The 26,449-nt window shown below is 69.9% G+C and carries 28 protein-coding genes and 1 pseudogene; 18 read left to right on the forward strand and 11 right to left on the reverse strand.

From position 1 onward, the window contains the following. Nucleotides 1–22: 22 nt before the first annotated feature. The 7 genes and pseudogenes from ACOKR1_RS02420 to ACOKR1_RS02450 all read right to left on the reverse strand — a co-directional run bounded on the left by ACOKR1_RS02420 (nt 23) and on the right by ACOKR1_RS02450 (nt 6,686). Nucleotides 23–1,463 (reverse strand): annotated as a pseudogene (locus ACOKR1_RS02420) (cryptochrome/photolyase family protein). Then, entirely contained in the window at nt 1,460–2,359 is a 900-nt protein-coding gene (locus tag ACOKR1_RS02425; protein ID WP_422935186.1) for a prenyltransferase, read from the reverse strand. The pseudogene ACOKR1_RS02420 and the gene ACOKR1_RS02425 overlap by 4 nt, the downstream one beginning before the upstream one ends. Next, entirely contained in the window at nt 2,356–2,685 is a 330-nt protein-coding gene (locus ACOKR1_RS02430; RefSeq protein WP_422935187.1) for a hypothetical protein, read from the reverse strand. Before ACOKR1_RS02430 ends, ACOKR1_RS02425 begins: the two co-directional genes overlap by 4 nt. Beyond that, nucleotides 2,682–3,032 (reverse strand): lycopene cyclase domain-containing protein, encoded by a 351-nt coding sequence (locus tag ACOKR1_RS02435; RefSeq protein WP_422935188.1) that lies wholly within the window; start codon nt 3,030–3,032, stop codon nt 2,682–2,684. The genes ACOKR1_RS02430 and ACOKR1_RS02435 overlap by 4 nt, the downstream gene beginning before the upstream one ends. Beyond that, complete coding sequence (gene crtI, locus ACOKR1_RS02440) at nt 3,029–4,729, reverse strand: phytoene desaturase family protein (protein WP_422935189.1); 1,701 nt, start codon at nt 4,727–4,729, stop codon at nt 3,029–3,031. Before crtI ends, ACOKR1_RS02435 begins: the two co-directional genes overlap by 4 nt. Further along, complete coding sequence (locus ACOKR1_RS02445; RefSeq protein ID WP_422935190.1) at nt 4,705–5,664, reverse strand: phytoene/squalene synthase family protein; 960 nt, start codon at nt 5,662–5,664, stop codon at nt 4,705–4,707. Before ACOKR1_RS02445 ends, crtI begins: the two co-directional genes overlap by 25 nt. After that, nucleotides 5,664–6,686: a polyprenyl synthetase family protein gene (locus ACOKR1_RS02450; protein ID WP_422935191.1), complete on the reverse strand. Its 1,023-nt coding sequence runs from the start codon at nt 6,684–6,686 to the stop codon at nt 5,664–5,666. The genes ACOKR1_RS02445 and ACOKR1_RS02450 overlap by 1 nt, the downstream gene beginning before the upstream one ends. A gap of 171 nt (nt 6,687–6,857) precedes the next feature. Here ACOKR1_RS02450 and ACOKR1_RS02455 point away from each other — a divergent pair, with 171 nt between their 5' ends. Genes ACOKR1_RS02455 through idi form a run of 3 tightly spaced genes read left to right on the forward strand, consistent with a single transcriptional unit; the run spans nt 6,858 to nt 9,674 of the window. After that, entirely contained in the window at nt 6,858–7,652 is a 795-nt protein-coding gene (locus ACOKR1_RS02455; RefSeq protein WP_422935192.1) for a TspO/MBR family protein, read from the forward strand. After that, nucleotides 7,649–9,157, forward strand: coding sequence for an SDR family oxidoreductase (locus ACOKR1_RS02460; RefSeq protein WP_422935193.1), 1,509 nt, complete (start codon nt 7,649–7,651; stop codon nt 9,155–9,157). Before ACOKR1_RS02455 ends, ACOKR1_RS02460 begins: the two co-directional genes overlap by 4 nt. Beyond that, nucleotides 9,138–9,674, forward strand: a complete 537-nt coding sequence (gene idi, locus ACOKR1_RS02465; RefSeq protein WP_422935194.1) for an isopentenyl-diphosphate Delta-isomerase — start codon at nt 9,138–9,140, stop codon at nt 9,672–9,674. The genes ACOKR1_RS02460 and idi overlap by 20 nt, the downstream gene beginning before the upstream one ends. Nucleotides 9,675–9,975: 301 nt before the next feature. Here the strand turns inward: idi and ACOKR1_RS02470 are convergent, their stop codons facing one another. Then, nucleotides 9,976–10,470, reverse strand: a complete 495-nt coding sequence (locus ACOKR1_RS02470) for a MarR family winged helix-turn-helix transcriptional regulator (RefSeq protein WP_422935195.1) — start codon at nt 10,468–10,470, stop codon at nt 9,976–9,978. A gap of 534 nt (nt 10,471–11,004) precedes the next feature. Here ACOKR1_RS02470 and ACOKR1_RS02475 point away from each other — a divergent pair. Both ACOKR1_RS02475 and ACOKR1_RS02480 read left to right on the forward strand, forming a co-directional pair. Further along, nucleotides 11,005–11,313 carry a hypothetical protein gene (locus ACOKR1_RS02475; RefSeq protein ID WP_422935196.1) on the forward strand — a complete coding sequence of 103 codons (309 nt, stop codon included), beginning with the start codon at nt 11,005–11,007 and terminating at the stop codon, nt 11,311–11,313. Between the two features lie 159 nt (nt 11,314–11,472). Continuing rightward, nucleotides 11,473–12,015 (forward strand): hypothetical protein, encoded by a 543-nt coding sequence (locus tag ACOKR1_RS02480; protein ID WP_422935197.1) that lies wholly within the window; start codon nt 11,473–11,475, stop codon nt 12,013–12,015. Between the two features lie 418 nt (nt 12,016–12,433). On the opposite strand, the gene ACOKR1_RS02485 is transcribed toward ACOKR1_RS02480, so the two are convergent. Then, the gene (locus ACOKR1_RS02485) at nt 12,434–14,650 is read right to left on the reverse strand and encodes an ATP-binding protein (RefSeq protein ID WP_422935198.1); all 2,217 of its coding nucleotides are present in this window, start codon (nt 14,648–14,650) and stop codon (nt 12,434–12,436) included. A 166-nt stretch (nt 14,651–14,816) separates the two neighbouring features. Here ACOKR1_RS02485 and ACOKR1_RS02490 point away from each other — a divergent pair, with 166 nt between their 5' ends. The 4 genes from ACOKR1_RS02490 to ACOKR1_RS02505 are packed head-to-tail and all read left to right on the forward strand — an operon-like array spanning nt 14,817 to nt 18,642. Continuing rightward, a complete protein-coding gene (locus ACOKR1_RS02490; RefSeq protein ID WP_422935199.1) occupies nt 14,817–15,248 on the forward strand; it encodes an ester cyclase in 432 nt (143 codons plus the stop codon). Next, nucleotides 15,245–16,480: a M20 metallopeptidase family protein gene (locus ACOKR1_RS02495; protein WP_422935200.1), complete on the forward strand. Its 1,236-nt coding sequence runs from the start codon at nt 15,245–15,247 to the stop codon at nt 16,478–16,480. Before ACOKR1_RS02490 ends, ACOKR1_RS02495 begins: the two co-directional genes overlap by 4 nt. A 21-nt stretch (nt 16,481–16,501) precedes the next feature. Beyond that, nucleotides 16,502–16,906, forward strand: a complete 405-nt coding sequence (locus ACOKR1_RS02500; RefSeq protein WP_422935201.1) for an ArsR/SmtB family transcription factor — start codon at nt 16,502–16,504, stop codon at nt 16,904–16,906. 53 nt (nt 16,907–16,959) lie between these two features. Beyond that, nucleotides 16,960–18,642 (forward strand): SulP family inorganic anion transporter, encoded by a 1,683-nt coding sequence (locus ACOKR1_RS02505; protein ID WP_422936720.1) that lies wholly within the window; start codon nt 16,960–16,962, stop codon nt 18,640–18,642. A 47-nt stretch (nt 18,643–18,689) separates the two neighbouring features. Here ACOKR1_RS02505 and ACOKR1_RS02510 read toward each other — a convergent pair whose 3' ends face one another. Beyond that, nucleotides 18,690–18,908, reverse strand: coding sequence for a hypothetical protein (locus ACOKR1_RS02510; protein WP_422935202.1), 219 nt, complete (start codon nt 18,906–18,908; stop codon nt 18,690–18,692). A 126-nt stretch (nt 18,909–19,034) separates the two neighbouring features. Next, nucleotides 19,035–20,078 (reverse strand): IS110 family transposase, encoded by a 1,044-nt coding sequence (locus ACOKR1_RS02515; protein WP_422935203.1) that lies wholly within the window; start codon nt 20,076–20,078, stop codon nt 19,035–19,037. A gap of 302 nt (nt 20,079–20,380) precedes the next feature. On the opposite strand from ACOKR1_RS02515, the gene ACOKR1_RS02520 reads away from it, so the two are divergent. From ACOKR1_RS02520 to ACOKR1_RS02560, 9 genes are all read left to right on the forward strand, one after another. Next, nucleotides 20,381–20,860, forward strand: a complete 480-nt coding sequence (locus ACOKR1_RS02520; RefSeq protein ID WP_422935204.1) for an Asp23/Gls24 family envelope stress response protein — start codon at nt 20,381–20,383, stop codon at nt 20,858–20,860. Further along, nucleotides 20,857–21,048 (forward strand): hypothetical protein, encoded by a 192-nt coding sequence (locus tag ACOKR1_RS02525; protein WP_415853560.1) that lies wholly within the window; start codon nt 20,857–20,859, stop codon nt 21,046–21,048. The genes ACOKR1_RS02520 and ACOKR1_RS02525 overlap by 4 nt, the downstream gene beginning before the upstream one ends. Beyond that, complete coding sequence (locus ACOKR1_RS02530; protein WP_422935205.1) at nt 21,045–21,422, forward strand: hypothetical protein; 378 nt, start codon at nt 21,045–21,047, stop codon at nt 21,420–21,422. Before ACOKR1_RS02525 ends, ACOKR1_RS02530 begins: the two co-directional genes overlap by 4 nt. Beyond that, on the forward strand, nt 21,419–22,066 hold the full coding sequence (locus tag ACOKR1_RS02535) for a hypothetical protein (RefSeq protein ID WP_422935206.1): 648 nt from the start codon (nt 21,419–21,421) through the stop codon (nt 22,064–22,066). The genes ACOKR1_RS02530 and ACOKR1_RS02535 overlap by 4 nt, the downstream gene beginning before the upstream one ends. After that, on the forward strand, nt 22,063–22,692 hold the full coding sequence (locus tag ACOKR1_RS02540) for a hypothetical protein (protein WP_422935207.1): 630 nt from the start codon (nt 22,063–22,065) through the stop codon (nt 22,690–22,692). Before ACOKR1_RS02535 ends, ACOKR1_RS02540 begins: the two co-directional genes overlap by 4 nt. A gap of 209 nt (nt 22,693–22,901) precedes the next feature. Next, the gene (locus tag ACOKR1_RS02545; RefSeq protein WP_422935208.1) at nt 22,902–24,194 is read left to right on the forward strand and encodes an ABC transporter substrate-binding protein; all 1,293 of its coding nucleotides are present in this window, start codon (nt 22,902–22,904) and stop codon (nt 24,192–24,194) included. A gap of 74 nt (nt 24,195–24,268) precedes the next feature. Next, nucleotides 24,269–25,276, forward strand: coding sequence for a carbohydrate ABC transporter permease (locus ACOKR1_RS02550; protein ID WP_422935209.1), 1,008 nt, complete (start codon nt 24,269–24,271; stop codon nt 25,274–25,276). Between the two features lies 1 nt (nt 25,277). Beyond that, the gene (locus ACOKR1_RS02555; RefSeq protein ID WP_422935210.1) at nt 25,278–26,159 is read left to right on the forward strand and encodes a carbohydrate ABC transporter permease; all 882 of its coding nucleotides are present in this window, start codon (nt 25,278–25,280) and stop codon (nt 26,157–26,159) included. Continuing rightward, nucleotides 26,156–26,446, forward strand: a complete 291-nt coding sequence (locus ACOKR1_RS02560; protein WP_422935211.1) for a hypothetical protein — start codon at nt 26,156–26,158, stop codon at nt 26,444–26,446. Before ACOKR1_RS02555 ends, ACOKR1_RS02560 begins: the two co-directional genes overlap by 4 nt. Nucleotides 26,447–26,449: the final 3 nt, after the last annotated feature.

The raw sequence follows: 26,449 nt of genomic DNA on the forward strand, positions 1-26,449 counted from the left end.
CCATTCTAGGTCCGGCCACTCGCTATCCCGTGTCCCCGCGCAGCGACCGGTAGGCCTCGAGGGCGTCCGCCTCGACTCAGCGAGATCCACGCACGGCCCGGCGTACCCGTCCCCGCCGAGCTCGGGGACCCAGCGGCGAACGTACGAGCCGTCGGGATCGTAGGTCTTCGCCTGGGTGAGCGGGTTGAAGATGCGGAAGAACGGGGCGGCGTCCGCGCCGCAGCCGGCCGCCCACTGCCAGTTGAACGGGTTCGAGGCGGCATCCGCGTCGACGAGCGTGTCCCAGAACCACTGCTCCCGAGGCGCCAGTCGATCCCGAGATTCTTCACGAGCAGGCTTGCCGAGACCATGCGGACGCGGTTGTGCATCCACCCCGTGTCCCACAGCTCGCGCTGGCCCGCGTCGACGAGCGGGAAGCCGGTCCGCCCTCGCCGCCACGCCTCGAGCAGCGCCGCTTCCCCTCAACGGGAGCCCCGCCGTCGTCCGAGCCCCCCTCAAGGGGAGCGCCGCCGTCCCCACGGTCAGCGCCCGCGCCCGGCGACCACCACGGGTAGGCGTCGAACTCGCGTCGCAGATTCACCGTCGCGAGGTCTGGGTGGTGGTACAGCTGATGCCACGCGAACTCGCGCCAGCCCAGCTCCGACGCGAACGCGGCACTCCCGCCCGAGGCGTCCCGGCGCCGCGCGCCGAGAGCATGCCACACCTCGAACGGGCTCACGTGCCCCAGCGCAGGTAGGGCGAGAGGCGGCTCGAACCCTCGCGGCCGGGGCGCTCGCGCGCGTCGGCGTAGTCCGCGAGCGGGCCCTCCGCGAAGCCCTCGAGGGCGCGCGCCCGGCGCGCGGGCCGGGCGCCCAGGCTTCGGCGAGCGGCGCGGACCAGTCGGGATCGCGCGGCAGGAGCCCCCAGTCCTCGAGGGCGTCGCCGTGCGGCAGCCTCGCCGGCCCGAACCCTGGGGGCCCGGTGCCGCCAGCGGGCGGCGGAAGTCCCGCGAGCTCAGCTCGTTCCAGAACGGCGTGAAGACCTTGTAGTGCCCGCCCTGGCGCGTCGTGACTTCCAGGGCTCGTGGAGCAGCGATCCCTGAAAGCTCGACGCGCGGCGGCCCGCCGCCCGCGCGAGCGCCTTGACCGCCTCGTCCGCCCGCCGCTCGGGCCACCCGTAGCGCCGGTTCCAGAACACCGAGCCGGCGTCGCCTGGGCGGCAACCGAAGGGACGACCGCGGCGGCCGGCCCCCGCCGCAGGACGAGCGGGACGCCGAGGTGCTCGAGTTCGTCTCTAAGCGCCTCGAGCCCGCGGTGAAGCCACCAGCGCGCGGCGCCGCCGAGCGGGCGGATGCCGGGCGAGGACTCGTCGAGCACGTAGAGGGCGAGCGCCGGGCCGGCGTCCATCGCGGCACGGAGCGCGGGATGGTCCGCGACCCGGAGATCGTCGCGGAACCACACGATGGAGGTCGGGGGGCGGTTCATCGGCCGGCCTCTCGGCCAAACTCCAAAGCAATCAGCAAGATTGTGACGGCGAATCCTGTCACGTAGTTGAGCCAGAGAAATCGGCGCCAGCCGGCGCGGGCGCGGCCGGACCGAGCGTCTGCAGTCGCCACGTAGGGGGCGACGTTCGCGGCATACGGAAGAGCCAAGAGGCCCGCCCACCGTGCGTCCCCTCCGGCGGCCAGCAGGATGGCGCCGGCGCCGAGGTAGCAGACGAAAGCGAGCCGGACGGTGATGCGCGCACCGAAGAGGGTCGCGCTCGAGGCGATCCCGGCGTTTCGGTCCGGCACGATGTCCTGGACGGCACCGAACGCGTGGCTCGCGACGCCCCAGACGAAGAACGCACCGAGCGCGGCCACGCCCGAAGCGGAGGGATGCCAGCCCGCGAGTGCGAGCCCGTAGACGGCGGGGGAGACGAAATGCGTGCTCGACGTGACGGAATCGAGGACCGGGCGTTCCTTGAAGCGGAGCCCGGGCACGCTGTAGGCGGCGACCGAGAAGAGCGAGACAGCCAGCACAGCCCAGCTCGCGGACGGTCCCCCCGCGACGAGCGCGGCAACGATCGGCACACACGAACCCCAGGAGAGCCACAGGACGGTACCGTGCGTGGACGGATCGAGGACGGCGCCCTCGACGCCGCCTTTGCGTGGGTTCCGAAGATCGGATTCGTAGTCGAAGACGTCATTGGTTCCGTACATCGCCGCGTTGTACGGAATGAGGAAGAACACCGTCCCGAGGATCAGGCGCCAGTCGATCCGTCCGGCGGCGAGAAGGTATGCGGCCGCGAACGGATACGCGGTGTTGACCCACGAAAGCGGTCGGGACGAGACGATGAGGTCGCGGACGGTCCCCGCTCGCACGGCCGCCAGGACACTCATCTTGGCTCCTCGGGTTCGGCCCCGCGGTCAGTGCGACGCAGCCAACGCCACAGGGTGGGCAACAGTACCGCGGCCGCCACCGGGTAGGCGAAGTCCTCGAGTGGCGCTAGCCCGACCGTGAGGCCAGCCAGAGTTTCGGTCCGGTAGCGGAAGAGGCCCACCGCGATCATCACGTTGTCGAACACTGCCGTCAGCGTGACGAGTCCGACCCCGCCCGCGATCACGGAGACCCAGGGCACGGCGCTGCGCCTCACCGCTGCCAGCACAATGACTGCCGTCCCCACCCCGAGGAGGAAGATGACGTCGGTGATCGCGTAGGGCCTCATCGCTTGGCCCCGTTGCGCCGCTCGTGAGCCCGTGCAGAGCTGCGCTGCGAGAGGAGCCGTTCCGCAGAGGCGAATGCCACCATCGCCGTATAGCAGAAAAACGCCAGGAAGACGGGCTCCTCGAGCGGGAGCCCGGGCGCGAGGAGGATCCCGGTCATGAGCGGGGACCCGCCGAGTTCGAAAATCCCCGCCGCGATGGCCGCCATGTCCCATGCCAGGAATAAGGCGGTTCCCAAGGCCACCACGGCCGCGCCGGCCCTGGGCGCCCGCCAGAGGAAAAGGCGGAAGCGATGGTCCACGGCGGCGAGGCAGCCGGACGCCGCGAGCAGGAAGATCAAGTACGTCATGCCCGCTCAGTTCTCCCTGCCGTCCCGTGGGGAAGCCGGTTGGAGTCCCCGCCAGGGCGAGGGTGCGCTCGCCGGAGGGTTCTCCACGGGCCCGGGGAGCGATCGCCGCGGACTCGCTTGAGCACGAGTTCGGCGCTGATCAGGCACATCGGAACCCCGATCCCAGGGCGCACGGAAGCCCCGGCGTAGAGCAGGCCCGCCACCGTCCGGCTTGCGTTGCCGGGCCGGAGGAAGGCGCTCTGCCCCAGCGTGTGGGCGAGTCCCAGCGCCCCGCCCCGCCAGGCGTTGAAATCCACGGCGAAGTCCGCGGGGCCGAACGTTCGCCGCACCGCGATGCGCTCAGCGAGGTCAGGGATCCGCGCCCACGAGGAGACCTGGCGGATGGCCAGGTCGACCGTCGCCTCGACGGCCGGCGCTCCTGCGCCGTCGAGCCCGCCTCGCCCCCAGTCCGGCCGGGCTGGCGCTGGGATGAGGACGAAGAGGCTCTCGTCACCGATCGGCGCGGCGTTCGGATCGGTCGCGCTCGCTCGCGACACGTAGAGCGAGGTCTCGTCGGGGAGCCTCTGGCCCAGCCTTATCCGCCGGAAGGTTTCGCGCCACTCTCGCGTGAACAAGAGGTTGTGATGGGCGAGCGTTGGGAGCCTGCCTCGCACTCCGAGGCAGGCCAGGATGGCCCCGGGTCCAGGATCACGGTGTGCCCACGACCCCTCAGGGTGGCTGCGCAGTGCCGGAGGGAGCAACTCGGTTTCGAGGTGGTGGAGATCGGCCGCCCCCACGACGATGTTCGCCCCCGTGCGGTGCGGCCGGCCGCCGTCGTCCGTCCACTCGACGCCCTCGACGCGCGCGCCGCCGCGGGCCGGGCCCGTGATGATCCGTGTGGCCTGCGCGCCGAGGTGTACCTGGACCCCCGCATCCCGGGCGAGCCGTTCCATCGCGTCGACAAGTGCGGCGAATCCGCCTTGGGGGTAGAGGACGCCTTGGCTGAGGTCGAGGTGGCTCATGAGCTGGTACAGGGCGGGCGCGAGGAAGGGCGTTGTCCCGAGGAACACCGCAGGGTATCCGAGGATCTGGCGCTCGCGAAGGTCGCCGAAGCGGCGCGAGATCCTGGCGTCGAGGGTCTGCGTCACGAGCCGGGCCAGCCGGGGCGCGCGCCGCAGGACCTCCGGGCTCGCGAGGCCGCGAAGGGAGGAGAAGTCGTCGTACAGGAATCTGCGCGTGGCGACCCCGTAGGCGTCGGCGGCCTCATCGAGATATCGCTCGAGCGCCTCCCCAGACCCCGAATCGAGTGACTCGAACAGGGCCACGGCGCGGTGACGCTCGCCTGGAACGTCGAGAGGTGATTCTTGGCCTTCGAAGAAGGCACGATATGCCGGATCGAGACGTGTGAGCTCGAGCTCCTCTTCCGCGCTCGTGCCCATGAGCCGGAACCAATGGTCGATGATCTCGGGCATCAGGTACCACGAGGGTCCAGTGTCGAATCGGAAGCCGCCTGCCTCCCATCGGCCCGCTCGCCCTCCGAGGGCGGCACCTTGCTCGAAGAGCTGGACGGCGTGCCCGTCCCTTGCGAGGAGAGCGGCGGCGGCGAGACCCGCGACCCCACCGCCGATGACGACCACATTCTTCCGCTGGCGCGGCAGTCCCACGCGGACACCCCGACGCGCCATCTTGGCCATCACGCGGCCCTCTCGGGCATCCACGAGGCAGGCCTCGTAGGCGTGCGGCCGAGTAGTGCCGCGGCGGCGAGCCTGGCCTTGACGCCCGGCGGCACGCTGATGCGGGTGGTCACGAGCACCTCCGCGGGGCATGCGTCGAGGCGGTCCGCGAGCTCTGAGAAGAGCGCGTGGGCCAGGGCGACGGCCCGGCGGGACGAGTGAGGGAGGATCTCGAGGCCGGGCACCGCGGCGTCGAGGTCCGCGCGGAGGTCGGCGACCAGCTCGCCCTTCTGACCCCCGTTCAGGTGCCGAGCATCGACCCCCGGAAAGTACTTGCGGCCCAGCTCCGCGGAGTCCTGGCCGAGATCGCGGAGGAAGTTCACCTTCTGGAATGCCGCGCCGAGACGCCTCGCGGACTCGGTCATGACCCCGAGCTCGGCGGCCGAAGGATTTGCTCCCGCAAGGAAGGCCTGCAGGCACATGAGGCCCACGACCTCGGCCGAACCATAGATGTACTCGCCCAGCGACTCGCTCGAATGCGAGCTGGTTTCGCAGTCTCGCCGCATGGAGGCGAAGAACGGCGCTACGAGATCGTGCCCGATTCCCACTTTTCGGCCGGTTTGGGCAAAGGCGTGCACCACGAGATTGGTGCTGTAGCCGCACTCGAGGGCCGCGAAGGTCTCACCTTCAAGGCGGTCAAGTTGAGCGCTCACCGCATCTACCGGCAGGCCCGCCCCAGCCGCCGCGCCGTCCACGACCTCGTCGGCAAGGCGCACGAGCGCGTAGATGTTCTCGATGTCGGGTCGGATGGACGGTCCGAGTAGGCGGCATGCCAGCCCGAACGACGTCGAGTAGCTTCGGATGACGACGGCGGAACTCGCCGTGGCTGCGGCCGCGTAGCGCTGCAGCGGGTCAAGGATGACGCCGCGGCCGGAGCCAAAACGGCGGGCAGAGCCCAGGAGGTGAGGGGTGGCGGGCATCAGTGCTCCCGGTGGAGAAGGTGGTTGCAGAGGCGCGTGAGCTCCGAGCGCAAGGCCGCAGGAAGGTCGGAGCTGCGGGCCTCGTCGAGCGCCTCAGTGACGAGCGCGTGGGCCAGACTGAGGGCGTAGCCGTCTGCGCCCGCGCGGTGCAGGGCGTCGCGTGCCAGGTCCTCGCGTACGAGGTCGTCGCGGCGGTCCCGCGCGGCGCCCAGATGGGCGGCGACGTCGGGGTCGCCGCCCGCGAAGGCCGTGAGGACCGTAAGCTTGCCCTCCCGGAGGTCCGAAGAGACGGGCTTGCCGGTCTGGCGGGGGTCACCGAAGGTTCCCAGCACATCGTCGATCGCCTGGTATGCCACACCGATGAGGCTGCCGACCCGACCTAATGCGTCCACTTCGGCATCGCGGGCACCCGCGAGCAAGGCCCCCGCTCGCAGCGGCGCCTCAAATGAGTACACGGCCGTCTTGAGGCGCTCCATCTCGAGGACCTCCTCCATCGACCCCGAAGAATGGGCCATCAGGACGTCGGCAAGTTCTCCGGTCGCGGCGTCCGTCACCGCGCCGTGGAGCAGGTCGAGGAGGCGGGCACGCTTTTCGGGGTCCGCCACGGCGCCCTCCATCACACGAAAGGCCGCCGCGAGAAGGAGGTCGCCCGCGATGATCGCCACCGAGTTGCCGACGTGCTGCGCGTCAACTGTCGCGAACCCGCGTGCCTCGGCCTCTGACCCGTAGACGCCGGCGATGTTGAGGCGTCCCCGCCGCACAACATCGCGGTCTATCACGTCGTCATGGACCACAAGCGCCCCGTGGAGGAACTCGAACGATGCTCCGGCAGCGGCACAGACCTTGGCGTCGTCGCCACCGAACGCTGCATAGGCCAGCCATGCGAGATGGGGGCGGAGGCGCTTGCCGCCCTCGAGCGAATCCCCTATTCGGTCCCACAGTTCCCGCGCCGGCCCGGAGGACGAGCGCTGCTTCGCGGTCGCGACGCAGTCCGTCAGGACGGTCTCGACGCGCTCGGCCACCTCCCCCCAGCCGAGGCCGAATCCCTCCCGGATTCGGCCCTTTGCCCGTTGACCGCGCTGCGTTGCCGCTGGTGCGATGACCGTCCCGTCCACTGCGTCTCCCAGTCTTGATAGCTCGATCTTCGAGAAATATGATGATCGAGAAAAATTCGACTGTCTAGAGGAGCTCGCATGGCCGTTCTCGGGACAACACCCAGACCTTCCCCGGCGACGCCGGGCGTCTTCACGGCGGCCTCGGCCGTCGTCGCCCTCCTCCTCGCTGCCGTGGGCAGCGGCGCATTCGGCGGCACCCCGGTGGCATCCGCAGCGGGGGGCTACTTCTCCAGCGTCGCGACGCCCCTTGCCCCAGGCGTTCCCGCGTTCTCGGTCTGGAGCGTGATCTACGCCGGGCTTCTCGGCTACGCCGTGTGGCAGCTCCTTCCCGCAGCCCGCCGCAGCCAACGTCAGGGGCGGATCAGGCCCTGGGCCGCTGCGTCAATGCTGCTCAACGCAGCGTGGCTCTGGGCGGTCCAACTCGGCTCCGTGCCCGCGAGCCTCGCGATCATGCTCGCCCTGCTCGGAGTCCTTTCACGCATCTTCGCGCTAAGCCTCTCCCTGCGCCCCGGTTCACGCCTCGAGGCAGCCCTGAGCGACGTGACGTTCGGGCTCTATCTAGGCTGGATCTGCGTGGCGACAGTGGCCAACGTGGCTGCACTCCTCGCATGGGCGAAGGTCAGCTTGCCCGCCGAGCCCACCGCCGCCGTCGTACTTCTCCTGACCGCCGCGGTGGGGCTCGCACTCGGCTCGCGAGGACGATGGTCCCCGGTGCTCGCCCTCGCCTGGGGGCTCGCGTGGATCGCGGTGGCACGTGCCGGCGGACCACTGGCCCTGCCCGGGGTTGCCCTCGAGGCCACGGCGGCGGCCGCAGCAGTCTTGGGAGGAAGCCTCGCATTCGCCGCCCGCAGGCGGTGGGAAGGCCGCGCATGACCCGCACGATCGCCGTCACCGGCGCGACGGGCTACATCGGCGGGCGCCTCGTTCCACGGCTCCTCGCCGCCGGGAATCGCGTCCGCGTGCTCACAAGAAATCCAGCGAAGCTGCGGGACGTGCCCTGGCGCGACGACGTTGAGATCGTCGCCGGAAGCCTTGAAGACCCGGGCACAGTCGAGGCGCTGTGCGAGAAGGTCGACGTGGCCTACTACCTCGTCCACTCAATGGGCGCCCGAGCCGACGGCAGCTTCGCGGCGCGGGAGCTCGCCGGGGCCAGAGCCCTCTCCTGCGCCGCGTCCTCAGCAGGCGCCTCTCGCATTGTGTACCTCAGCGGACTCAACCCAGGCACGAATCTCAGCCGCCACCTCAAATCGCGATCCGAAGTGGGCCGGATCCTTCTCGCGTCCGGTGTGCCCACCGCGGTGCTCCAGGCTGGCCTCGTGATCGGCTCGGGTTCGGCAAGCTTCGAAATGGTGCGCCACCTCACCGATGTCCTGCCCGTCATGCCCGCCCCGCGCTGGGTGCTCAACCATGTACAACCAATCGCAGTGCGGGACGCGCTGCACTACCTTGAAAAGGCAGCTGACCTCCCCGGCGACGTCAACCGCACCTTCGACATCGGCGGACCCGACATTCTGACGTACGCCGAGATGATGCGCGGCTACGCGCGGGTCGCGGGACTGCGTCCGCCGCTCATCCGACCTCTCCCGGTGCTTACCCCCTGGCTCGCGGCGCAATGGGTCAATCTCGTCACCCCCATACCGCGCGCCCTCGCCGTGCCGCTCATCGAATCGCTTCAGAACGACTGCATTGTCCGCGAGACCGAGATCGAACGGTACATCCCCCCTCCCGAAGACGGCCTCACCGCATACACGCGATCCGTAGAGCTTGCGCTCGCGAAGATCAGGCGCGGCGAGGTGGAGACGACGTGGGCGGGCTCGGCCGCCGGCTCGTCCCCGTCTGATCCGCTCCCCAGCGACCCCGACTGGGCCGGGAGCACTGTCTTCACGGATACTCGAACGCAGTCGACGACCGCGCCGCCGGCAGAGCTGTGGGCCGTTGTCGAGGGGATCGGCGGCGAGACCGGGTGGTACTCGTTTCCCCTCGCGTGGGCCGTGCGGGGGTGGATCGACAAGATCGCCGGTGGGGTCGGGCTGCGGCGGGGCCGCCGCGACCCGCGCCGGCTCCAGCTCGGAGACGCGCTGGACTGGTGGCGTGTCGAGGCGCTCGAGCGAGGCCGACTGCTCAGGCTCCGCGCGGAGATGCGTGTACCCGGCCGGGCATGGCTCGAGATGTCCGTCGCCGCGAGAGGGGCCGGAAGCCTGTACTCCCAGAGGGCCGTCTTTGTGCCCCGCGGGCTCGCGGGGCGGCTCTACTGGGCCGCCGTCTTGCCGTTCCACGGAGTCGTGTTCAAAGGCATGGCCCAACGTATCGCCGCCGCAGCGGAGGCGCAGGCCGCGCCAGAGGGGGTGCGCAAGGCTCATGGGGACGCTCTTCGATAGGTCTTCCGTTCAGCTGGTCGACGACCACGGCATGCCCGCCGGCACGGCGCCCAAGGCGACGGTGCACGGCACGGAGACGCCCCTCCATCTCGCGTTCTCCTGCCACATCCAGGACGGGAACGGCAGCCTGCTCGTGACCCGCCGCGCCCTCACGAAGGCCACGTGGCCAGGCGTATGGAGCAACTCATTCTGCGGGCACCCCGCGCCGGGAGAGCCCTTGGGCGAGGCCGTCCGTCGGCGCGCACGCGAGGAGCTCGGAGTCGAGCTCGCCGACGTCACGGCTATCCTTCCAACCTTCCGGTACCGCGCCACCGATGCCTCAGGAATGGTCGAGAACGAGATCTGCCCCGTGTTCCGTGCCCGCGTAACCACGGACCCCGTTCCCGCCCCGGACGAAGTATGCGAGTGGCAGTGGACCACGGCCGCCCAGCTCCGCGCGGCAGTGGTCGCTGCGCCCTATGCCTTCAGCCCTTGGCTGCGGCTCCAGCTCAGAGAGCTCGATGTGGCAGCCCTCTGATCTCTTGCGAAGCACGCACGTCGGATTTGAGGCTGCGCGGGGTCCATCTCGTCGGCAGTATCGAGCGGTTCGCTGGTGCCCCGGTAGTCAATGGACAGCGGGGCACGGACTTGCGGGTCCGCGGGTCCGGCGGAGCTCGATTGTGGCCGCGGCGCCACAACCGTGGGCTGGCCGCCAACTTTCCTCATGCCCCCGCGTGAGGAAAGCCTGCACGGATTATCCCGATCATGCCCACGCCCAGATATGCGCGCACAGCGTTCATGCTGAACAGGGCGCGCTCCATGGGGTCCGGGACTGGCGGCTATTCAGGAGCCTCGTGATCGCTCGGCATCCGGGGTTTTCGGGCGAAGTGGCGAGGCCCGCCAGAGGCTGCCCGGAGGCTGTCTGCAAGGTCGCCCAGGCCCTCGAGCAGGTCCTCGGCACCGGTGCGCGACAGCCCGGCCACGCTCGCCTCGGCGAGCTGCACCCAGGCAGCGGCAAGGTCGTCCAAGAGCTCGCGACCGCGCTCGGTCAGTTCCACGACCACGGCCCGCCTGTCCTGTGTCGAGGGGCGCCTGGCCACCAGGCCCAGAGCTTCCAGACGCCTCACCGCGGAGGTGATCGTGGGCGGCTCGCAGCCGGCCGCCGCAGCCAGCTGCGCCTGGGTCCTAGGCCCGTGCTCGCCCAGCTCCATGATCAGCGCCTCCTGCCCGACGGCAAGCCCGACTCCGCGCAGGACCGACGCGGCCAGCGCCCTATGCCGCATGCCGATCGTCCTGATGGCCCCGTTGAGTGCGCGGGCCTGGACATAGTCCACGAGTCCCCCTTGCCAAGGAGATAGTTAGCTGACTAACTTTATGCAGGTAGTTAGCCATCTAATCGTATCGCCACAGGAACAGGGGATCCGCAATGGACGACAGACCGAGAGGGCGCCTGCCCGGGAATCGCTTCATACACACTCCGACGGCAGGATCCCTGGCCGTCTTGGCCATCGCTACAGGTGCCGCGCTGGCCGTGTAGGCCTTGGCGGCGCCGCTGCTGGGCGCCCCGCCGGCCGTGTCCTTCGGCTCGGGGCCCGTCCAGGCGGTCACCCCTGCCGCCGTCGCCGCTGTTCTAGTCGCCGGACTGCCGCAGACCACGTCGGCCGCCAGCGCAGCCGGTCACCATCCACAACACCATCGACCCCGACCATGAGGTGAACCGGACCCTGACGGGGCCGCCGGCCGAGGGCCCCCGAAGGCCAACGCCATCCGCCCATCGCGGGCGCCGGAGCACGGTCGAGCAGGTCAAGGCCTGCCGCGGTTCGACTCCGGGTCCCGGTGGGCGCCCGCCAAGAAATCTGGAGGCTGCCGTGCATGCGGTACTGCGAATCAACTCCTTCGACCCGGCGAAGCTGGCCGGCGCCGGTGAGGCCCTGCGCGAGTTCGACGCACTCCACGCGGCCCAGCCCGGCTTCCTCGGCACCGTCACGGTGGACCTCGGGGACGGCCGTCACTTCGTCATGAACCTCTGGAGGAGCGCCGAGGACGCCCAGGCTGGGCTGTCCGTCCTGGGCCCCGCGGTGGGACGCCTGATCGCACCGCTCCTGGCGTCCCCGTCGGAGCTGATCGGCACAGGCACCGTCATCCGGTCGGACCTCGCACCAGACGAGGGGCACTAGCAGGCGCCGCCGCTCCCGGAGCCGGCCGCGAGACGACGGCCGCCCCGGGCGCCGCTCCCTCGACCGCCCGTCGCCCGCGCGCGCCCGTTGACATGCAAGGCTTCTGCGGCAACGGTCAACGGCTTGGCCGCAGCCGCGAACGATAGACAGGAGGGGCCGATGGCCCAGACAGGAAGTGTCGGACAGGGGCTGGTCGAAGCCCTCCACGCCGACAGGCCCGCGCCCGGGCGCGCCGAGGAGCTGATGCTGTTCGGCAGGTTCGTCGGATCCTGGGACGTGGCCTGGACAGGCGTCGACTCAAGCGGGCGGGAAGCGGACCGCCGCGGCGAGCTCCACTTCGGGTGGGTGCTCGGCGGCCGCGCGGTCCAAGACGTCTGGATCGTTCCGGGCCGCGGCGAGCCCGGCGAAGGACAGCCTCCGCTGGCATTCCACGGCTCCACCATCCGCTTCTACGACCGCGCTCTCGGAGCGTGGCGCTCGACCTGGGTCGAGCCGGTGAACGGCAAAGTCCGCCGCTTCATCGGCCGCCCGGCTGGCGAGGAGATCATCCTGCTCAGCGACGAGGAGAACCCGCAGCTGCGCTGGCGCTTCACCGAGATCACTGCCGACGCCTTCCGCTGGCGCTCCGAGATCTCCCACGACGGCGGACAGGCCTGGGCGTTCAACGAGGACATGCGCCTGACCCGACGGCCCCAGCACTGAGAGGGAAGGCCCGCGGATGCTCGACGTCGAGCCGTTCCCCCATTCCGGGATGGCGAGGATGCGGCGTGTCGGTCCGCCGCCGATCCGTTCCAGTAGGCTCACTGCTCGCGGTGCTGGACTCCCCATGCGCCCGGGCAGATGTGGACCGTTGAGCCGGCGAACTGAGCGCCGGAACGTTGCACTGCACGTGCTGAATGCCCTGCACGGGCTGGATCCGCAGCAATTCCAGGCGCCTCGGGGTCGAAGGAGCCGAAGGGCCATGCCCCGGCGCGGGCTCTCGCCCATAACTCGGGGACAGGAAGATCAGGTATGGCTGCACCAACGGCTTCCGAGACCATGGCTATCAGAATGAGGGTGGACAGACCGTTCTGTCAATGTCCCCAACGCGTACCGTCCACGTCGCACGGCGCCACGATCGTCACCATGGCGGGGCGAGCTGGTCGTCGTCGCCCTCTTGCCAGCCCAGTTCGAACTCTTCGGTGCCGCGGAGCGGACCAAGATGCTGATCGGCGAGAATCGCGTCGAACGGATGCGGCGCCACGCCAAGAGAGCGACGGATGACGGCGGCGCTCGCCGCGAGAGCCCCAGCTTGCCGCACGTTGCCCATCACGGCAGCGACGTGGGCAAGCCCCTCCAACGTCTCGCCGAGCCCCCACCGATCGTCCGCTGCGCCCACCACCGCGAGGCTCTCGTCGAGCGCCCGAGCCGCGCCGGGGAGGTCGCCGCACAAGAGCCGGACCGCCGCGACATGACGGACGGCGCGAGCCAGATAGGTCTCGTCGCCCAGTTCGGCGAACATGTCCCGCGCCTCCGCGAAGCGGCGGTCCGCTTCAACGAGGTGAGCGGTATGGGTGAGCCCCGCGCCGTCGTTGAGCGTCGAGATCGCGACGAGCCACTGGTCTCCGGCAAGCTCGTGTGCGGCGCCGAGGGCCTCGCGGAGTAAGGCGGCTGCCTCGGCGGGGCGCCGGTCGGCGAGCGCGATCATGCCCCGGAGCGTGAGGGCGTTCCTGCGTCCCAGTGGACCGCCCGCCTCAGCGAGGCGCCGGAGCACGCTCGCGTGGAGCCGTGCTTCGGCATAGTCGCCCTGAAGGTAAGCGAGCCAGCCGGCTCCCGACCGGGCCTTGGCCGCGAGGGTTGGATCGGCGTCATCCGCAGCGGCGAGAGCCGTGCGCAGCCATGCCCGCCCCTCCGAGAATCCACCCTCCCACAGCCAGAACATCCACAGCGACGCGGCGAGCCGTAAGGCCTCGATACTCCGGCCGGCGTCGGTGAACCACCGGAACGCGAGCCGGAGATTGCCGAGGTCTGCTGATGTCTCCCAGTGGGCTCCGTGCTGGCCCGTCTGCCGGATCGCGAGGGCCTCCGCTTCTGCAGCGCGTAGGAACCACGCCGCGTGGCGGTCGCGGGCTGCGGCGTCGCCCCCTGATTCCACGAGCCTCGTGGCACCGAACTCGCGGACGGCGTCGAGCATCCGGTACCGTCCGTGGCCCTCGACGGGTGATGGTGCTGCCGCGAGGCTCTGATCCACGAGGGCGCTCACATCCGGGAGCGGATCGCGGCCGAGGACTGCCCGAGCGCCGGTGAGCGCCCACCCGTCGAACACGGCGAGCTGCGCAAGGGCTTCCCTCGCCGTGTTCCCGAGGAGGCCGTAGCTCCACGCAACGGTGGCCTCGATGGTTCGGTGCCGCGCGTCGTCGTCGACCGGTCCTCCGGTGAGGATCTCGAGCTGGTGGCTCAGGCGCTCTCTCAGGTCCCCGAGTCCGAGGTGGGCCACGCGCGCCGCAGCGAGCTCGACCGCGAGGGGAACGCCTTGCACCCGCGCACAGATGTCGTTGACCAGAGAGAGTGAGGCTGAGAGCTCAAGCCCCGGCCGTGCGGCCGCGGCGCGCTCGGCGAACAGCTCGCATGCTGCGGGCGCATCGAGCGGCTCGACCCGTACGAGGTGCTCGGCAAGGAGCCGCAGCGGGGTCCTGCTCGTCACGAGAGCACTCGTTCGCTGGCAACGTGCAAGGACTTCGCCGACAAGGGGTGCGGCCCCGACGACTCCTTCGAACGTGTCGCACACGAGCAGCATCCGGCGCTCGCCGATCGCTGCGCACACCATGTCCGCGACCGTGCCGTGGGCGACATTGGCGCCGACGGCGGTCGCGATCGCGAGGCCGGCCGCATCCGCGTCGCGGCAGCTCGCAAACTGGATGAAAGCCACGCCGTCGTCGAACAGCGGACCACACTTCTCGGCTGCGGCGAGCGCGAGCCGGGTCTTGCCCACGCCGCCCGGACCAGTGAGCGTGACGAGTCTCGTCGAGGGGTTGCGGAGACGCGCAGTGAGATCATCGAGGGCCCGGTCGCGGCCGAGCATCGGTGTCCCGGAGACCGGAAGCGGCGCCATCCGGCCGCCGGGTCCAACGATCCCGCGGGCGAGGGCGGTGAACCGTTCCTTCCGTCGTTCCGCCAGGCCGAGCGCGTCTGCCAGCCGCGCCGCCGTCGCAGGATAGAGGCGTCCGCGAAGACCCCGTTCCGTATCACTCACGGCACGAACACTGATGCCCGCCCGCTCTGCGAGCTCTTCCTGGGTCAGTCCGGCCGCGATGCGCAGCCGCCGGAGTTCCTGGGACAATGCAGCGTCCGCGCCCATGCGACACCTTCCTTCTACGCCAAGGTTAGAGCGGCCGTACGTCGAGCGGGAGCAGAGGCCCGCCAACTCGGTGGGCCAGCCGGTGGGTACCTGTCATGGCACGGCACCGCGCCGGGGCGCAGGCTGTTCGGTGTCACGTTCCTTTCGAGCTCAGCAGGAGGACACCATGTCGGTCGAGATATCCCGCAGCCTTGTAGGCCGCCTGTACGAAGAGGTGCTCAACAAGCGATCCCTTGGCGCGATCGACGAGATTGCGGTCGAGGGCTACATCGAAAACGATCCGATGCCCGGGCAGGGCGAAGGGCGGTCGGGCCTGCGCGATCGAGTGTCGATGCTCGTCACGGCGCTCGAGCCGCGCTTCACGGTCGAGGACGTTATCGCGGAGGGCGATCGCGTCGTCGTCCGTTGGCGCAACCGCGGCACCCACGTCGAGCCGTTCCTCGGGCTCCCCGCCACCGGCAAGTCGTTCGAGATCGCGGGAATCGACATCTACCGCGTCGAGGGCGGCCGGCTCGCCGAGCACTGGCACGTCGTCGATCAGCTCGCCCTGCTGATGCAGCTCGGGTTCGTCCCGGCCCCGGAAACGGCGTCACCGTGAGCGGTGGGCGGACGACGGCGGTCCCGCCCTCCGCCCAAGCGGGACCGCTCGCGCCGATCACCGAGGCAGACCGCGCGCTCGTTGCCCTCGAACCGAAGCTCATCGCCGTGCGCCGCGAGCTCCACGCCCATCCTGAGGTCGGGTTCGACGTGAGCCGAACCGCCGGACGGTTGGCCGAAGCACTTGAGAGCATGGGGCTCTCGATGAGAACCGGCGTCGGCGGTACCGGGGTGATCGCTGATCTCGAGGGTGCCCATGACGGCCCCCGCATCCTTCTGCGGGCCGAACTCGACGCCCTCCCAGTCCGCGAGGCTACGGGGCTCGCGTTCGCGGCTACCGGTACGGCGGCGCATGTGTGCGGCCATGACGTTCATCTCGCGGCCGTGCTCGGTGTCGCCGAAGTGCTTGCCGCACATCGAGACAGTCTTGCCGGCGGGGTGAGGTTCTGCCTCCAACCGGCCGAGGAGCTTCTGGCCGGAGCGGCTCCCATGGTCGCCGACGGAGTCCTCGACGGGATCGACGGCGCGCTCGGCGCGCACGTCCTTTCGGCGCTTCCCTACAGAACGGTGTCCGTGAACCCGGGAGTTGTCCTCGCCGGGGCGGACTTCTTCCGCGTGACCGTTTCCGGCGGCGCCGGCCACGCCGGGACGCCGGGGCAATTCGCTGACGGCATCCTTGCCGCGGCCCACATCACGACGGCGCTCCAAGCCGTTGTCGCGCGGGAGACACCCGTAGGCGAACTCCTCGTCATCGGGGTCGGCGCGGTCCATGGCGGGAACGCCGCGAACGCCGCGCCCGAAGAAGTGACCCTGCTCGGGAACGTCCGATGGCTCGACGTCGCGACCGCGGGCAGGGCTCGCCGGCGCATCGAGGAAGTCTGCTCCGGAGTGGCGGCCGCCCTCGGCTGCCGCGTGACGGTCGAGTGGACCGGACATGCGCCCGTGCTCGCCAACCGGCCGGAGCTCGCTGCGATGGCCCGCGAGGCCATCCAGACGGACGGACTGGCGGACGTGGCCGAGATTCCGCCGCTGACCGCGAGCGATGACTTCGCCGAGTTCTCCGCGCGCGTTCCCGGCCTCTTCCTCGGGATCGGATGCGGCGGGCCCGGGAGTGCGCCGCACCATCACCCGCTTTTCACGGTCGATGAACGGGCCGTGCTGCTGATGGCGCGGGTGCTGTTCCGGGCGTTGGGCGGGCTCCTGAGGCCGCGATCCACGTTACGGTCGGTATGATGGTTTCATCAAGCCGTCATTATGTGGCCTTGGAGGGGTGGAGTGTTCGGGGAGCGCGAGGCGCCGCTGTATGAGATCAAGGCGAACCTGTTCAAGGCCCTGGCGCATCCGGTGAGGATCCGGGTCCTGGAGATCCTGGCGGCCTCGCCCGATGGGTCCTGCGCGGTGAGCGTGCTGCTGGAGGGCACGGGCCTCGAGGCCTCGCACCTCTCCCAGCACCTGGCCACGCTGCGCCGGTGCGGGGTGGTGACCAGCGTGCGCAGCGCGAGCACGGTCACGTATTCGCTGGCCAGCCCGGCCGTGGCCCAGATGCTCGCTGCCGCCAGGGTGTTCCTGCTCGAGTCCCTCGCAGGGGCCAGGGAGGTGCTGGAAGCCGCCGAAGGCCTTCCCGCCCTCGGCACCGTCCCGGGCGGGCCGCGGCGGTGAGCGGGGCACAGGCCGGGGGCTGGGCGGCGATCCGTGCGGCACTCCGTCGGCCGCTGCCGCGTGCGGAGGACCTCCCTCGGCCCAGCGACTACGCCGAGCTGGGGCGGACCTGGAAGGGCGATCTGGTCGCCGGGGTCACAGTGGGCATCGTGGCGCTGCCGCTGGCGCTTGCGTTCGGGGTCAGCTCGGGGGTTGGGGCGCAGGCCGGGCTCATCACCGCGATCGTCGCGGGTGTCGCCGCGGCGGTCTTCGGCGGGTCGAACGTGCAGGTCTCGGGCCCCACGGGGGCCATGGTGGTCGTACTCGCCCCGATCGTGGCACGCTCCGGAGTCGGGGCGGTCGCGCTGCTGACGATCCTGGCCGGCATCGTACTGTTCGTCCTGGGCGCGTCTAGGGTCGGCCGTGCAGTGTCCTGGATCCCCTGGCCGGTGATCGAGGGATTCACGCTGGGGATCGGCGCGATCATCTTCCTCCAGCAGGTCCCTTCCGCCCTGGCGTCCCCGGTCCCCGCGGGCGAGAACGCGCTGGTTGCCGCCGTCCGGTCGGCTCTCGGTGCCGCCTGGCCGCAGGCGGGCGTGAGCTTGGCCATCGCGGCATCCGTCGCGGCGCTGATGCTGGCCCTGCCCAGGCTGCACCGCTCCCTGCCGGCGTCCTTGATCGCGATCGCCGCAGCCACTCCGGCGGTGGCGCTGCTGCACGTGGACACCCCCCTGATCGGGCACCTCCCGCCGGCCCTGCCCCTGCCGGGCATCCCCACCATGGATCTGGCCCAGCTGCCCTCGCTGGCCGGGTCAGTGATCGCGATCGCCGTGCTCGCCGCCATCGAGTCCCTGCTCTCGGCCCGCGTGGCTTCCGGGCTCGTCGGCCCGGACGGGCGCACGACCGGCCCGTTCAACGCCGACCGGGAGCTGGTCGGCCAGGGCATAGCGTCGGTGGCCGCGGGGCTGTTCGGCGGGATGCCTGCCACTGGGGCGATCGCCCGTACCGCGGTGAACGTCCGCTCCGGCGGCAGGACGCGCGCCGCCGCGATCGTCCACGCCCTGGTCCTGATCGCCATTGTGTACCTCGCGGCCCCGCTAGTCGGGATGATCCCGCTCGCCGCCCTGGCCGGGGTCCTGATGGCCACCGCGGCCAGGATGGTTTCGCCGCGCACCGTGAAGACGGTCCTGGGCTCGACCCGGGCCGATGCCGCCGCATTCGTCCTGACCGCCGTCATCACCGTCTCCTTCGACCTCATCGTCGCGATCGAGATCGGCATCGCGTGCGCGGCGTTCCTGACGCTGCGCAAGCTTGCGGGCCTGGGCACGGTGCGCCGGGAGCCGATCGCGGGGCCGGCGCAGGAGGGCGATGGGCGCATCGCGGTCTTCCGCCTCGACGGGCTGATGTTCTTCGGCGCCGCCGACCGTGTCCTGGCCGAGCTCGCGGCAGTCGCCGATGCCGAGGTCGTGATCCTGCGCCTGTCCCAGCTGCGCTACCTCGACGCCACCGGGGCCCAGGCCCTGGTCGAGATCATCCGCGAGCTCGAGCGCCGCGGGATCACTGTCCTCCTCAAAGGTGTCCAGGACGAGCACCTCGCCCTCGTTACACGGGTCGGGGTCATCGCCGAGCTCCGCCACCACAGGCACCTCTTCGACACCCTGCCCGACGCCATTGAACACGCACGCAGCCACATCCGCCGCAACGCTGCCGCCCGCACCGGCCCCCGGGGGCCCGAAGCCCCGCCGGCACTACCCTGACCTCTGAGAGGCCCTCGCCGCCGGGCACCCCGGCCCTGACATGGCAGTCAGGGGCGGCGGGTCCAGGCCGCCCCGTCCCACTCGGCGACGATCCTGTGATGCTTGGGCTCCAGGAGCTCGAGCCGCAGGAGAGAGTGCTCGCGCGTGAGTTCGGCGATCGTCCCCTCGGTCGCGGCGATGGCGGACTCGAGGTCGCTCGCCGCGATGGGATGGACGATGGGTCCGAGCTGCCCCTTCGGGTAGTAGGCAACACGAATGAACTCCATACCCCGAAGGTACGCCGGCCGCTGTGCTGCCGGAATGGGCCGTAGGGCCATGCCGCCGCGGCGCCGAAGGGAGCGCACTGAGGTGCCCCGAACCCAGCCGTACTAATACGGGAGTAGGTGGCGGGTTCAGGCGGCCGCTGGAGTGATGGTGACGTTGTGGCCGAGGTTCTGGAGCTGGCGGATGGCCCTGTTGGTGGCTTTCTGTGGGTTGAGCCGGGTGTAGTAGTCGGCGCCGGGGTCGGTGTAGACCTCGCCGTTTCGAAGCATGTGCCAGGCCGCGGTCAGGATGGCGTGCTCGATTGCTACGACGGCCAAGACGGGGCCACGCCGGGCGGCGATGCGTCGGTACTTGGCGGCGAGGTAGGTCCCCTGGGCGCGCGAGACCGACATCGCGGCGACTCCGAGCGCGGCTTTGAGGTACTTGTCCCCGGGGCGGGTGTGCGACGACTTGACCCGCCCGGCCGACTCGTTCGAGCCGGGGCACACCCCGGCCCAGGACGCCAGATGCCCCGGGGTTTCGAACACGGCCATGTCCGCTCCGGTCTCGGCGATGATCACCTCCGCGACGGCGGTCGAGATGCCGGGGATCGTCGTCAGCGCCTGGCGGGCGAGGCGAAAGGGGGCGATCGCGTCCTCGACCAGGATCGCCCGGGACGAGGCCCCGGTCAGCTCGGAGGCGACCGCGGAGAGCTTGATCCCGGAGGACTCGAGGAACTTCTCCAGCCGCTGGACCTGCCGGGTCCGGTCCCGCACCGCCACCGCCCTGGCGCGGGTGAGGTCGCGCAGCTGCCGGATGGGCTCGGGCGGGACGAACGAGGGCCGCAGCAGCCCGTGCGCGGCCAGCTGAGCCAGCCACGCCGAGTCCGACACGTCGGTTTTTCGCCCCGGGATGTTCCTGGCCTGCTTCGCGTTGACCAGCATCACCGGAAGGCGGTCCTCCATCAGGAAGCAGAACGGCTTCCAGTAGTCGCTTGTCGCCTCCATCACCACCGTGGTGACCTGCTGGGCCTCGAGGAACTCGATCAGCTCCAGGATCTGCCCCACGGTGGAGCCCCACGTCGTCACGTCCGTCGTGAACGTGCCTGCGCGCTTGCCCGGGACCCGGACGGCGACCTTCGCGTCGCGTTTGGAGATGTCCATCCCCGCCGCACGCTCGTGCACCACGTCCATCGCCTGCTCCTCCCTCATCAGGTCGGCCGCGGGAAGGACAGGGATGAAGGTAAGGAATCTAACACTCCTGCTCGGGGCAACAATCCACGGTTCCCGTGGAAGTCCTTCCGCGCCAGGCTAAGGTACAGGCTCGCACGCACCATAGTCCGACCGGCGTCGCGCGGCCGACCTCACGAGGATCCGCCCCGAGGACGTAAGCCGACAAGAGGCGACCACACGCTACTCCCGACCCCCATAGCGCGGCAGCGCCCCTGAATCGCTAAGGTGGGAACAAAGTCCGGCCACACGGCGAGGGGAACCGAATGGAGCAGTATCCCGAGGTGCGCCCGGGGGCACCCGTCTACGCGACGGATCCCCCGGAGGCAGGCGGCCGAACGGTCATCCACGAGCAGGCCGTCGCGAAGGTTGCCGCCGCCGCAGCCCGGTCGGTGCCGGGCGTGCATTCGCTGGGGACCACGCCGTCGCGCGCGCTGGGCGCGATCCGCGACGCGGTGGGCGCGGACCATGCGAGCGGCGTCCGCGCGGAGGCCGGCGCCACGCAGGCCGCCGTCGACGTCACGCTCGTCGCGAAGTACGGCGTCCCGCTCCAGAAGCTCGCGGACGATGTCCGCGCCGCCGTCTACCGCGCCGTCGAGCAGTACGCGGGTCTGACCGTCATCGAAGTCAACGTCGAGATCGCGGACGTCTACATCGGCGAGCCCAGGCAGGGCGAGTCACGTCAGGCCGAGGCCCCGGTTGCACCCCCGCAGCCGCCTGCCTCGTCCGGGAACGAGGTGCTGTGAATCTGACCGTAGTCGGCATCGCCATCGGTGCCTTCGTCGCGTTCATGTCCTTCCAGTTCGGCGCGTGGGGCTTTATCGGCTCGATCATCTTCATGGCGATCGGCGCGATCCTCGGCCGGCTCGTGGAGGGCAAGGTGGACCTCCGCCGCGTGTGGGACGCGCTCATGGGAAGGCGCTCGTCGCAGTGACCGAAGCCGCCTCCTCAGCTCCTGGGCTCGCCGGGCACAACCGCGTGAGCACGCAGGCCCTCACGAGCCTCGCGCAGGCCGCCGCGGCGGAGCTTTTCGGCGTGCGGCCGTCCGAGGTGCGGGCCACCTGGACGGACGACGCCGGCCTGCTGGCACTGCGCGTCGTCTCGCCCATCGCGGTGCCGGACTTGGGTGCCATTGAGAGCGCGGCCGACGTTGCGGGCGCGGGCGGAAGCGTGTGGGATCGCGCCTCGGGAGCGAAGGGCGCGATCCTGCGTCGCGTCTCGGGGCTCAGCGGCGCGAAGCTGAGCCGGGTCGACGTCCGGATCGCGGGGGTGCGATCGGCCGCCGCCAGAAGGGTGCGCGTCCAATGAGCACGGAGGCATCCGTCACGCAGCCCGAGGGAACGCCCCAGCAGCCGCCCACGGCCCAGCGCCCGGTGCCGCCGCACGGTCTCGGCGCCGCAGTGCGCCGCGAGACGAGCTCGGGGCGCGTCTTCGCGTCGGCCGTCGTCGCCGTGATCGTGACGCTCCTGTGCTTGTATGCGCTGCTCGAGTCGACGCTCCAGGCCATCGGCCAACCGGCCTGGATTACGGACCCGGAGACGGCCGCGCGCTTCATCGCGGGCCTGCCGAAGAGCGCCAATCCAGGGGTGCTCGGCCTGCTGGGCGTCGTGATCGCGCTCGCGGGCCTCGTCTTCGTCCTGCTCGGGCTCCGTCCGGGGCGTCCGGGTCGCCGGGCGCTGCCGGGCCAGCGCATCGCCGTCGTGGTCGACGACGAGGTGCTCGCCTCGGCCCTCGCGCGCCGAGCGCGCGCTGCCGCGACCGTCCGGCCGGAGCAGGTCACGGTGTTCGTCTCGCAGGGGGAGGCCCTGGTCAACGTGCGCCCCACGTCGGGCGTGCCCGTGAGTGCCGAGGCGGTGCTCGCGGCGGTCGAGGACGAGCTCAGGCGGCTCCGCCCGGAGCCGTACCCGGTGATCCGGGTCCGCGTGGCCGGGACGGGGGTGGTCGGCGCATGAACGGAACGCCGCGCACCCTCAACCGCGTCCTCGTCGTGGTGTTCGGGGTGCTCGTGTTTGCGGTGGGAGTCCTCGTGGTGCTCCTCTCCGCGGTTCCTTCGGTCGGCTCGTGGTGGGCCTCGTGGGCGCCGGCCGCGTCCCTTCAGGTGGGCCGCGACTTCGCCAACACGTGGATCCCCGGCACGAGCGTCAGCTGGCTGTGGCTCCTCGCCATGGCTCTCCTCGTCGTGGTCATCCTCGTCATGATCTGGTGGATGGCCCAACAGGGCACCGGGCGGCGCGACCTGATCGCGTGGTCGGCCTCGGACCACGGTTCGGAGGAGACCGGCGAGGCGGCGGGCCGGGTGGCGATCTCCGCGGCGACGGTGGATCAGGCGCTTCGCGCCGCGCTGTCGCGGCGGAGGGACATCCTCGGGCTGTCCGTCGCCGCCGTCGAGTTCGAGCACCGGGTCGCCCTGCGGGTTCGGGTCGTTGCGCGCCAGGGGGCCGACCCGGCCGCGATCGCCCGCGAGATCGAGCGCCTGACGGTCGGGATGGACCTCCTCCTCGGCGCTTCGTGCCCCGTGCTCCTGCACATCGCCTCGGGCACGAGGGCCCGATTCAGCCGCGCCGAACGCGTGCACTGAATCTCCCGCGCTCGAGCCGGGCGCGCGCCGTCGTCTTTCGCAGGGCACCGCAGAAGTGCGGTGCCCTGTCCCGTGTCTAGGGTCTTTGATCACGGAATGAAAACGACGTGCGTAAGCGCTTGCACACTCCCCGTCACGGCCATAGGGTGAACTGCGTCACAACCCCGGGGGCGGCGCAGGGCTGCCCCTGACAGACAAGGGAGTCGAGCATGAGAAAGACGTTCTCCAGGTACGCCGCACCGCTAGCCACGGTGAGCGTACTGGCCCTGGCACTCTCAGCCTGTAGCGGCGGCAGCAGTTCCGGGGGAAGCAGCGGCGGTGGCGGTGGAGACGCCTCCGCGAACCTCGACGGACGTGGCCCCATCACTTACGTTCAGGGCAAGGACAACTCGAACGTCGTCCGCCCGCTCGTGGACAAGTGGAACGCCGCGCACCCGAACGAGAAGGTCACGTTCAAGGAACAGTCAGACGCCGCCGACCAGCAGCACGACGATCTCGTGCAGCACTTCCAGGCGAAGGACGCGAACTACGACGTCGTCGACGTCGACGTCGTCTGGACCGCCGAGTTCGCGGCGAAGGGCTGGCTGCAGCCGCTCAAGGACAAGACGGCCTTCGACACCTCGGCCATGCTTCCCGCGACGGTCAAGACCGCCACGTACGGCGGCACCCTCTACGCGGCGCCGCAGACCTCCGACGGCGGCCTCCTGTACTACCGCAAGGATCTCGTGCCCAACCCGCCCAAGACGTGGGACGAGATGATGAGCATGTGCTCGGTCGCGAAGCAGAACAACATGGGCTGCTACGCGGGCCAGTTCCAGAAGTACGAGGGCCTCACGGTCAACGCTTCTGAGGCCATCGACTCGTTCGGCGGCAAGATCGTTGACGATTCCGGCAAGGCCACGGTCAACTCGGCTGACGCCAAGACGGGCCTCGGCAAGCTCGTCGACGCGTTCAAGAACGGCAACATCCCCGCCGAGGCCATCACGTACAAGGAAGAGGACAGCCGCACTGCCTTCCAGGACGGCAAGCTCCTGTTCCTGCGCAACTGGCCTTACGTCTACAGCATCGCGAGCAAGACTGACGGTTCGTCCAAGGTGGCCGGCAAGTTCGGCATCGCACCGCTTCCCGGCAAGTCCGGCCCGGGTGCCTCGTCGCTCGGTGGCCACAACGTGGCGATGAGCGTCTACTCGAAGAACAAGGCCACGGCCCTTGACTTCATGAAGTTCATGACCAGCCAGGAGAGCGAGACGTTCTACGCGACGCAGGGCTCCCTCGCTCCCGTCCTCTCGAGCCTCTACGCGGACCAGACCCTCGTGCAGAAGCTCCCGTACCTGCCCACGCTGCTGACGTCGATCCAGAACGCCGTGCCGCGTCCGGTCACGCCGTTCTACCCGGCCGTGACGAAGGCAGTCGAGGATAACGCGTATGCCGCCCTCAAGGGGGACAAGACGGTCGATCAAGCGGTGGCCGATATGCAGTCTGCGATAGAAGCCGCCAAGTAGCCAGGTCGTGAGCCGGTGGCCCGGGGGTCGGAACGGACTCCCGGGCCAGCGGCCCCCTGAAGAGGAGAGACTCGATGTCTACGAAACTCCCGGAGCGTACCCGGGCCAAGGCGAGAGCTGAGACCCACCATATGCCGGGTCGCGAGAGCGCGGACCGGAAGCAAGTCACCCAAGGCCGCTGGGCCTCCGCCCTCCTGCTGCCGACGCTCGTCCTGTTGGCCGTCGTCATCATCTACCCGGTGGTGAACGCGATCATCATGTCCTTCCAGAAGGACGCAGGCCTCAACCCGGCGACTGGATTCTTCGAGCAGGGCGGCGCCGCGGGACTCGACAACTACGCGCACTGGCTGTTCCAGCAGTGCAACGGGCAAGCCTGCCCGCCGGGAACCATCGGCTCCCAGTTCTGGAGCGCCTTCGGCACCACCTTCTTCTTCACCGTGGTGACCGTTGCCCTCGAGACCGTCCTCGGATTCTGGATGGCGATCATCATGGCGCGGTCGTTCCGCGGGCGGAGCGCGGTCCGTGCCGCCGTCCTCGTCCCGTGGGCCATCCCCACGGCCGTGACGGCCAAGCTGTGGTTCTTCATCTTCGCGTTCGACGGCATCGCCAACAAGGTCTTCGGTACCCAGATCCTGTGGACCGGTTCGGAATGGCCTGCCAAGTGGGCGATCATCATCTCCGATACCTGGAAGACCACGCCGTTCATGGCGCTCCTCATCCTCGCTGGGCTCCAGCTCATCCCGGATGAGGTCTACGAGGCAGCGAAGGTCGACGGCGCGACCGCCTGGCAGCGCTTCACCCAGATCACGCTGCCCCTCGTGAAGCCGGCCCTCATGGTCGCGGTCCTGTTCCGCGTGCTCGACGCGCTGCGCATGTTCGACCTGCCGTACATCATGACGCAGGGCGCCAACAACACGACGACGCTCTCGATCCTCGTGGTGGACCAGATCCGTGAAGGGTTCAACAGTGCGGCCGCACTCTCGACCGTCACCTTCATCGTGATCTTCCTGGTCGCGTTCATCTTCGTCCGCTTCCTCGGCGCCAACGCCGTCGGCGCGGCCACGTCCTCGGGAAGGAAGTGACATGGCCGCCACCGCTACGCTCCCGCGTACTGCAACCGCGCCTGCTCGCCGCAAGCGCTTCGACTGGGGCCAAGTCCGCACCTACATCTCGGCTCTCGTCATCCTCATCTGGTGCCTCCTCCCGGCGTACTGGATGATCGTGACCGCTTTCCGCGACACGGCGTTCACCTTCGATGCGAGCTTCTGGCCCACGCACATCACGTGGGACAACTTCGGGACGGTGTTCGACGAGAGCCTCGGCAACCACTTCGGCCGGAACCTGCTCAACAGCCTCATCGTGGCGGGCGTGACCACCGTCGTCGCGCTCGTGGTCGGCGTCTTCGCCGCCTACGCTCTGGCCCGGCTGAACTTCCGGTTCAAGTTCGCCGTCATGGGCTTCATCCTCGGGGCATCGATGTTCCCGGGCGTCGCGCTCGTGACCCCGCTGTTCCAGCTGTTCACCAACATCGGGTGGATGGGCACGTATCAGGCGATGATCGTCCCGGACATCTCGTTCACGCTTCCGCTGACGGTCTACACGCTGACCTCGTTCTTCCGTGAGATGCCGTGGGAGCTCGAGGAATCGGCGCGCATCGACGGGTGCACGCAGGGCCAGGCGTTCCGCAAGATCATCTTGCCCCTCGCCGCGCCCGCGACGTTCACCACCGCGATCCTTGCGTTCATCGGGGCATGGAACGAGTTCCTCATCGCGAGCCAGCTGTCCTCGGACGCGACCCGTCCGGTGACGGTTGCGATCGCCTACTTCGCCGGTGCGCAGCCGCATCAGGAGCCGTACACCGCCGTCATGGCAGCGGGAACGATCGTCACCGTCCCGCTCGTGATCTTGGTGCTGGTCTTCCAGCGCAAGATCGTCGCCGGTCTCACCGCTGGCGCGGTGAAATGACCGAACCGCACGGACGCCGGCCGTGGAATCCTTTCGCGGTCGGGGGAGAGGCCTACCGCCTCTCCTCCGGCCCGCGGAAGGCCGTGGTCGAGCAGTTCGAACTCTTCTTCGGCATCCTCGCCTTCTGGGGACTGGTCCTTTTCGGGATCACCGTGTGGCTCGAGGTGACCGGCCAGCCTGCCCTGGGGTGGGCGCTCGGCCTCGCGGCGATTGTCGCCGCAATGGGAGGGCTGTGGGTCCTGAGGCGTAAGGTGCTTCGGGGGCATACAGACGACGCCGAACGCTGAGAC

The organism is Sinomonas sp. P47F7 (assembly GCF_049332655.1).
In the GTDB taxonomy this organism is placed as follows: Bacteria; Actinomycetota; Actinomycetes; order Actinomycetales; family Micrococcaceae; genus Sinomonas.

What these genes read in the sequence shown, in the direction of transcription:
- ACOKR1_RS02510 (WP_422935202.1), bottom strand. Translation starts at nt 18,908, where the DNA reads ATGGAGTTCATTCGTGTTGCCTACTACCCGAAGGGGCAGCTCGGACCC.
- ACOKR1_RS02485 (WP_422935198.1), bottom strand. Translation starts at nt 14,650, where the DNA reads ATGGGCGCGGACGCTGCATTGTCCCAGGAACTCCGGCGGCTGCGCATC.
- ACOKR1_RS02550 (WP_422935209.1), top strand. Translation starts at nt 24,269, where the DNA reads ATGTCTACGAAACTCCCGGAGCGTACCCGGGCCAAGGCGAGAGCTGAG.
- ACOKR1_RS02460 (WP_422935193.1), top strand. Translation starts at nt 7,649, where the DNA reads ATGACCCGCACGATCGCCGTCACCGGCGCGACGGGCTACATCGGCGGG.
- ACOKR1_RS02515 (WP_422935203.1), bottom strand. Translation starts at nt 20,078, where the DNA reads ATGGACGTGGTGCACGAGCGTGCGGCGGGGATGGACATCTCCAAACGC.
- ACOKR1_RS02425 (WP_422935186.1), bottom strand. Translation starts at nt 2,359, where the DNA reads ATGAGTGTCCTGGCGGCCGTGCGAGCGGGGACCGTCCGCGACCTCATC.
- ACOKR1_RS02480 (WP_422935197.1), top strand. Translation starts at nt 11,473, where the DNA reads ATGGCCCAGACAGGAAGTGTCGGACAGGGGCTGGTCGAAGCCCTCCAC.
- ACOKR1_RS02500 (WP_422935201.1), top strand. Translation starts at nt 16,502, where the DNA reads ATGTGGCCTTGGAGGGGTGGAGTGTTCGGGGAGCGCGAGGCGCCGCTG.
- ACOKR1_RS02540 (WP_422935207.1), top strand. Translation starts at nt 22,063, where the DNA reads ATGAACGGAACGCCGCGCACCCTCAACCGCGTCCTCGTCGTGGTGTTC.
- ACOKR1_RS02445 (WP_422935190.1), bottom strand. Translation starts at nt 5,664, where the DNA reads ATGCCCGCCACCCCTCACCTCCTGGGCTCTGCCCGCCGTTTTGGCTCC.
- ACOKR1_RS02430 (WP_422935187.1), bottom strand. Translation starts at nt 2,685, where the DNA reads ATGAGGCCCTACGCGATCACCGACGTCATCTTCCTCCTCGGGGTGGGG.
- ACOKR1_RS02490 (WP_422935199.1), top strand. Translation starts at nt 14,817, where the DNA reads ATGTCGGTCGAGATATCCCGCAGCCTTGTAGGCCGCCTGTACGAAGAG.
- idi (WP_422935194.1), top strand. Translation starts at nt 9,138, where the DNA reads ATGGGGACGCTCTTCGATAGGTCTTCCGTTCAGCTGGTCGACGACCAC.
- ACOKR1_RS02455 (WP_422935192.1), top strand. Translation starts at nt 6,858, where the DNA reads ATGGCCGTTCTCGGGACAACACCCAGACCTTCCCCGGCGACGCCGGGC.
- ACOKR1_RS02545 (WP_422935208.1), top strand. Translation starts at nt 22,902, where the DNA reads ATGAGAAAGACGTTCTCCAGGTACGCCGCACCGCTAGCCACGGTGAGC.
- ACOKR1_RS02435 (WP_422935188.1), bottom strand. Translation starts at nt 3,032, where the DNA reads ATGACGTACTTGATCTTCCTGCTCGCGGCGTCCGGCTGCCTCGCCGCC.
- ACOKR1_RS02535 (WP_422935206.1), top strand. Translation starts at nt 21,419, where the DNA reads ATGAGCACGGAGGCATCCGTCACGCAGCCCGAGGGAACGCCCCAGCAG.
- ACOKR1_RS02555 (WP_422935210.1), top strand. Translation starts at nt 25,278, where the DNA reads ATGGCCGCCACCGCTACGCTCCCGCGTACTGCAACCGCGCCTGCTCGC.
- ACOKR1_RS02560 (WP_422935211.1), top strand. Translation starts at nt 26,156, where the DNA reads ATGACCGAACCGCACGGACGCCGGCCGTGGAATCCTTTCGCGGTCGGG.
- ACOKR1_RS02520 (WP_422935204.1), top strand. Translation starts at nt 20,381, where the DNA reads ATGGAGCAGTATCCCGAGGTGCGCCCGGGGGCACCCGTCTACGCGACG.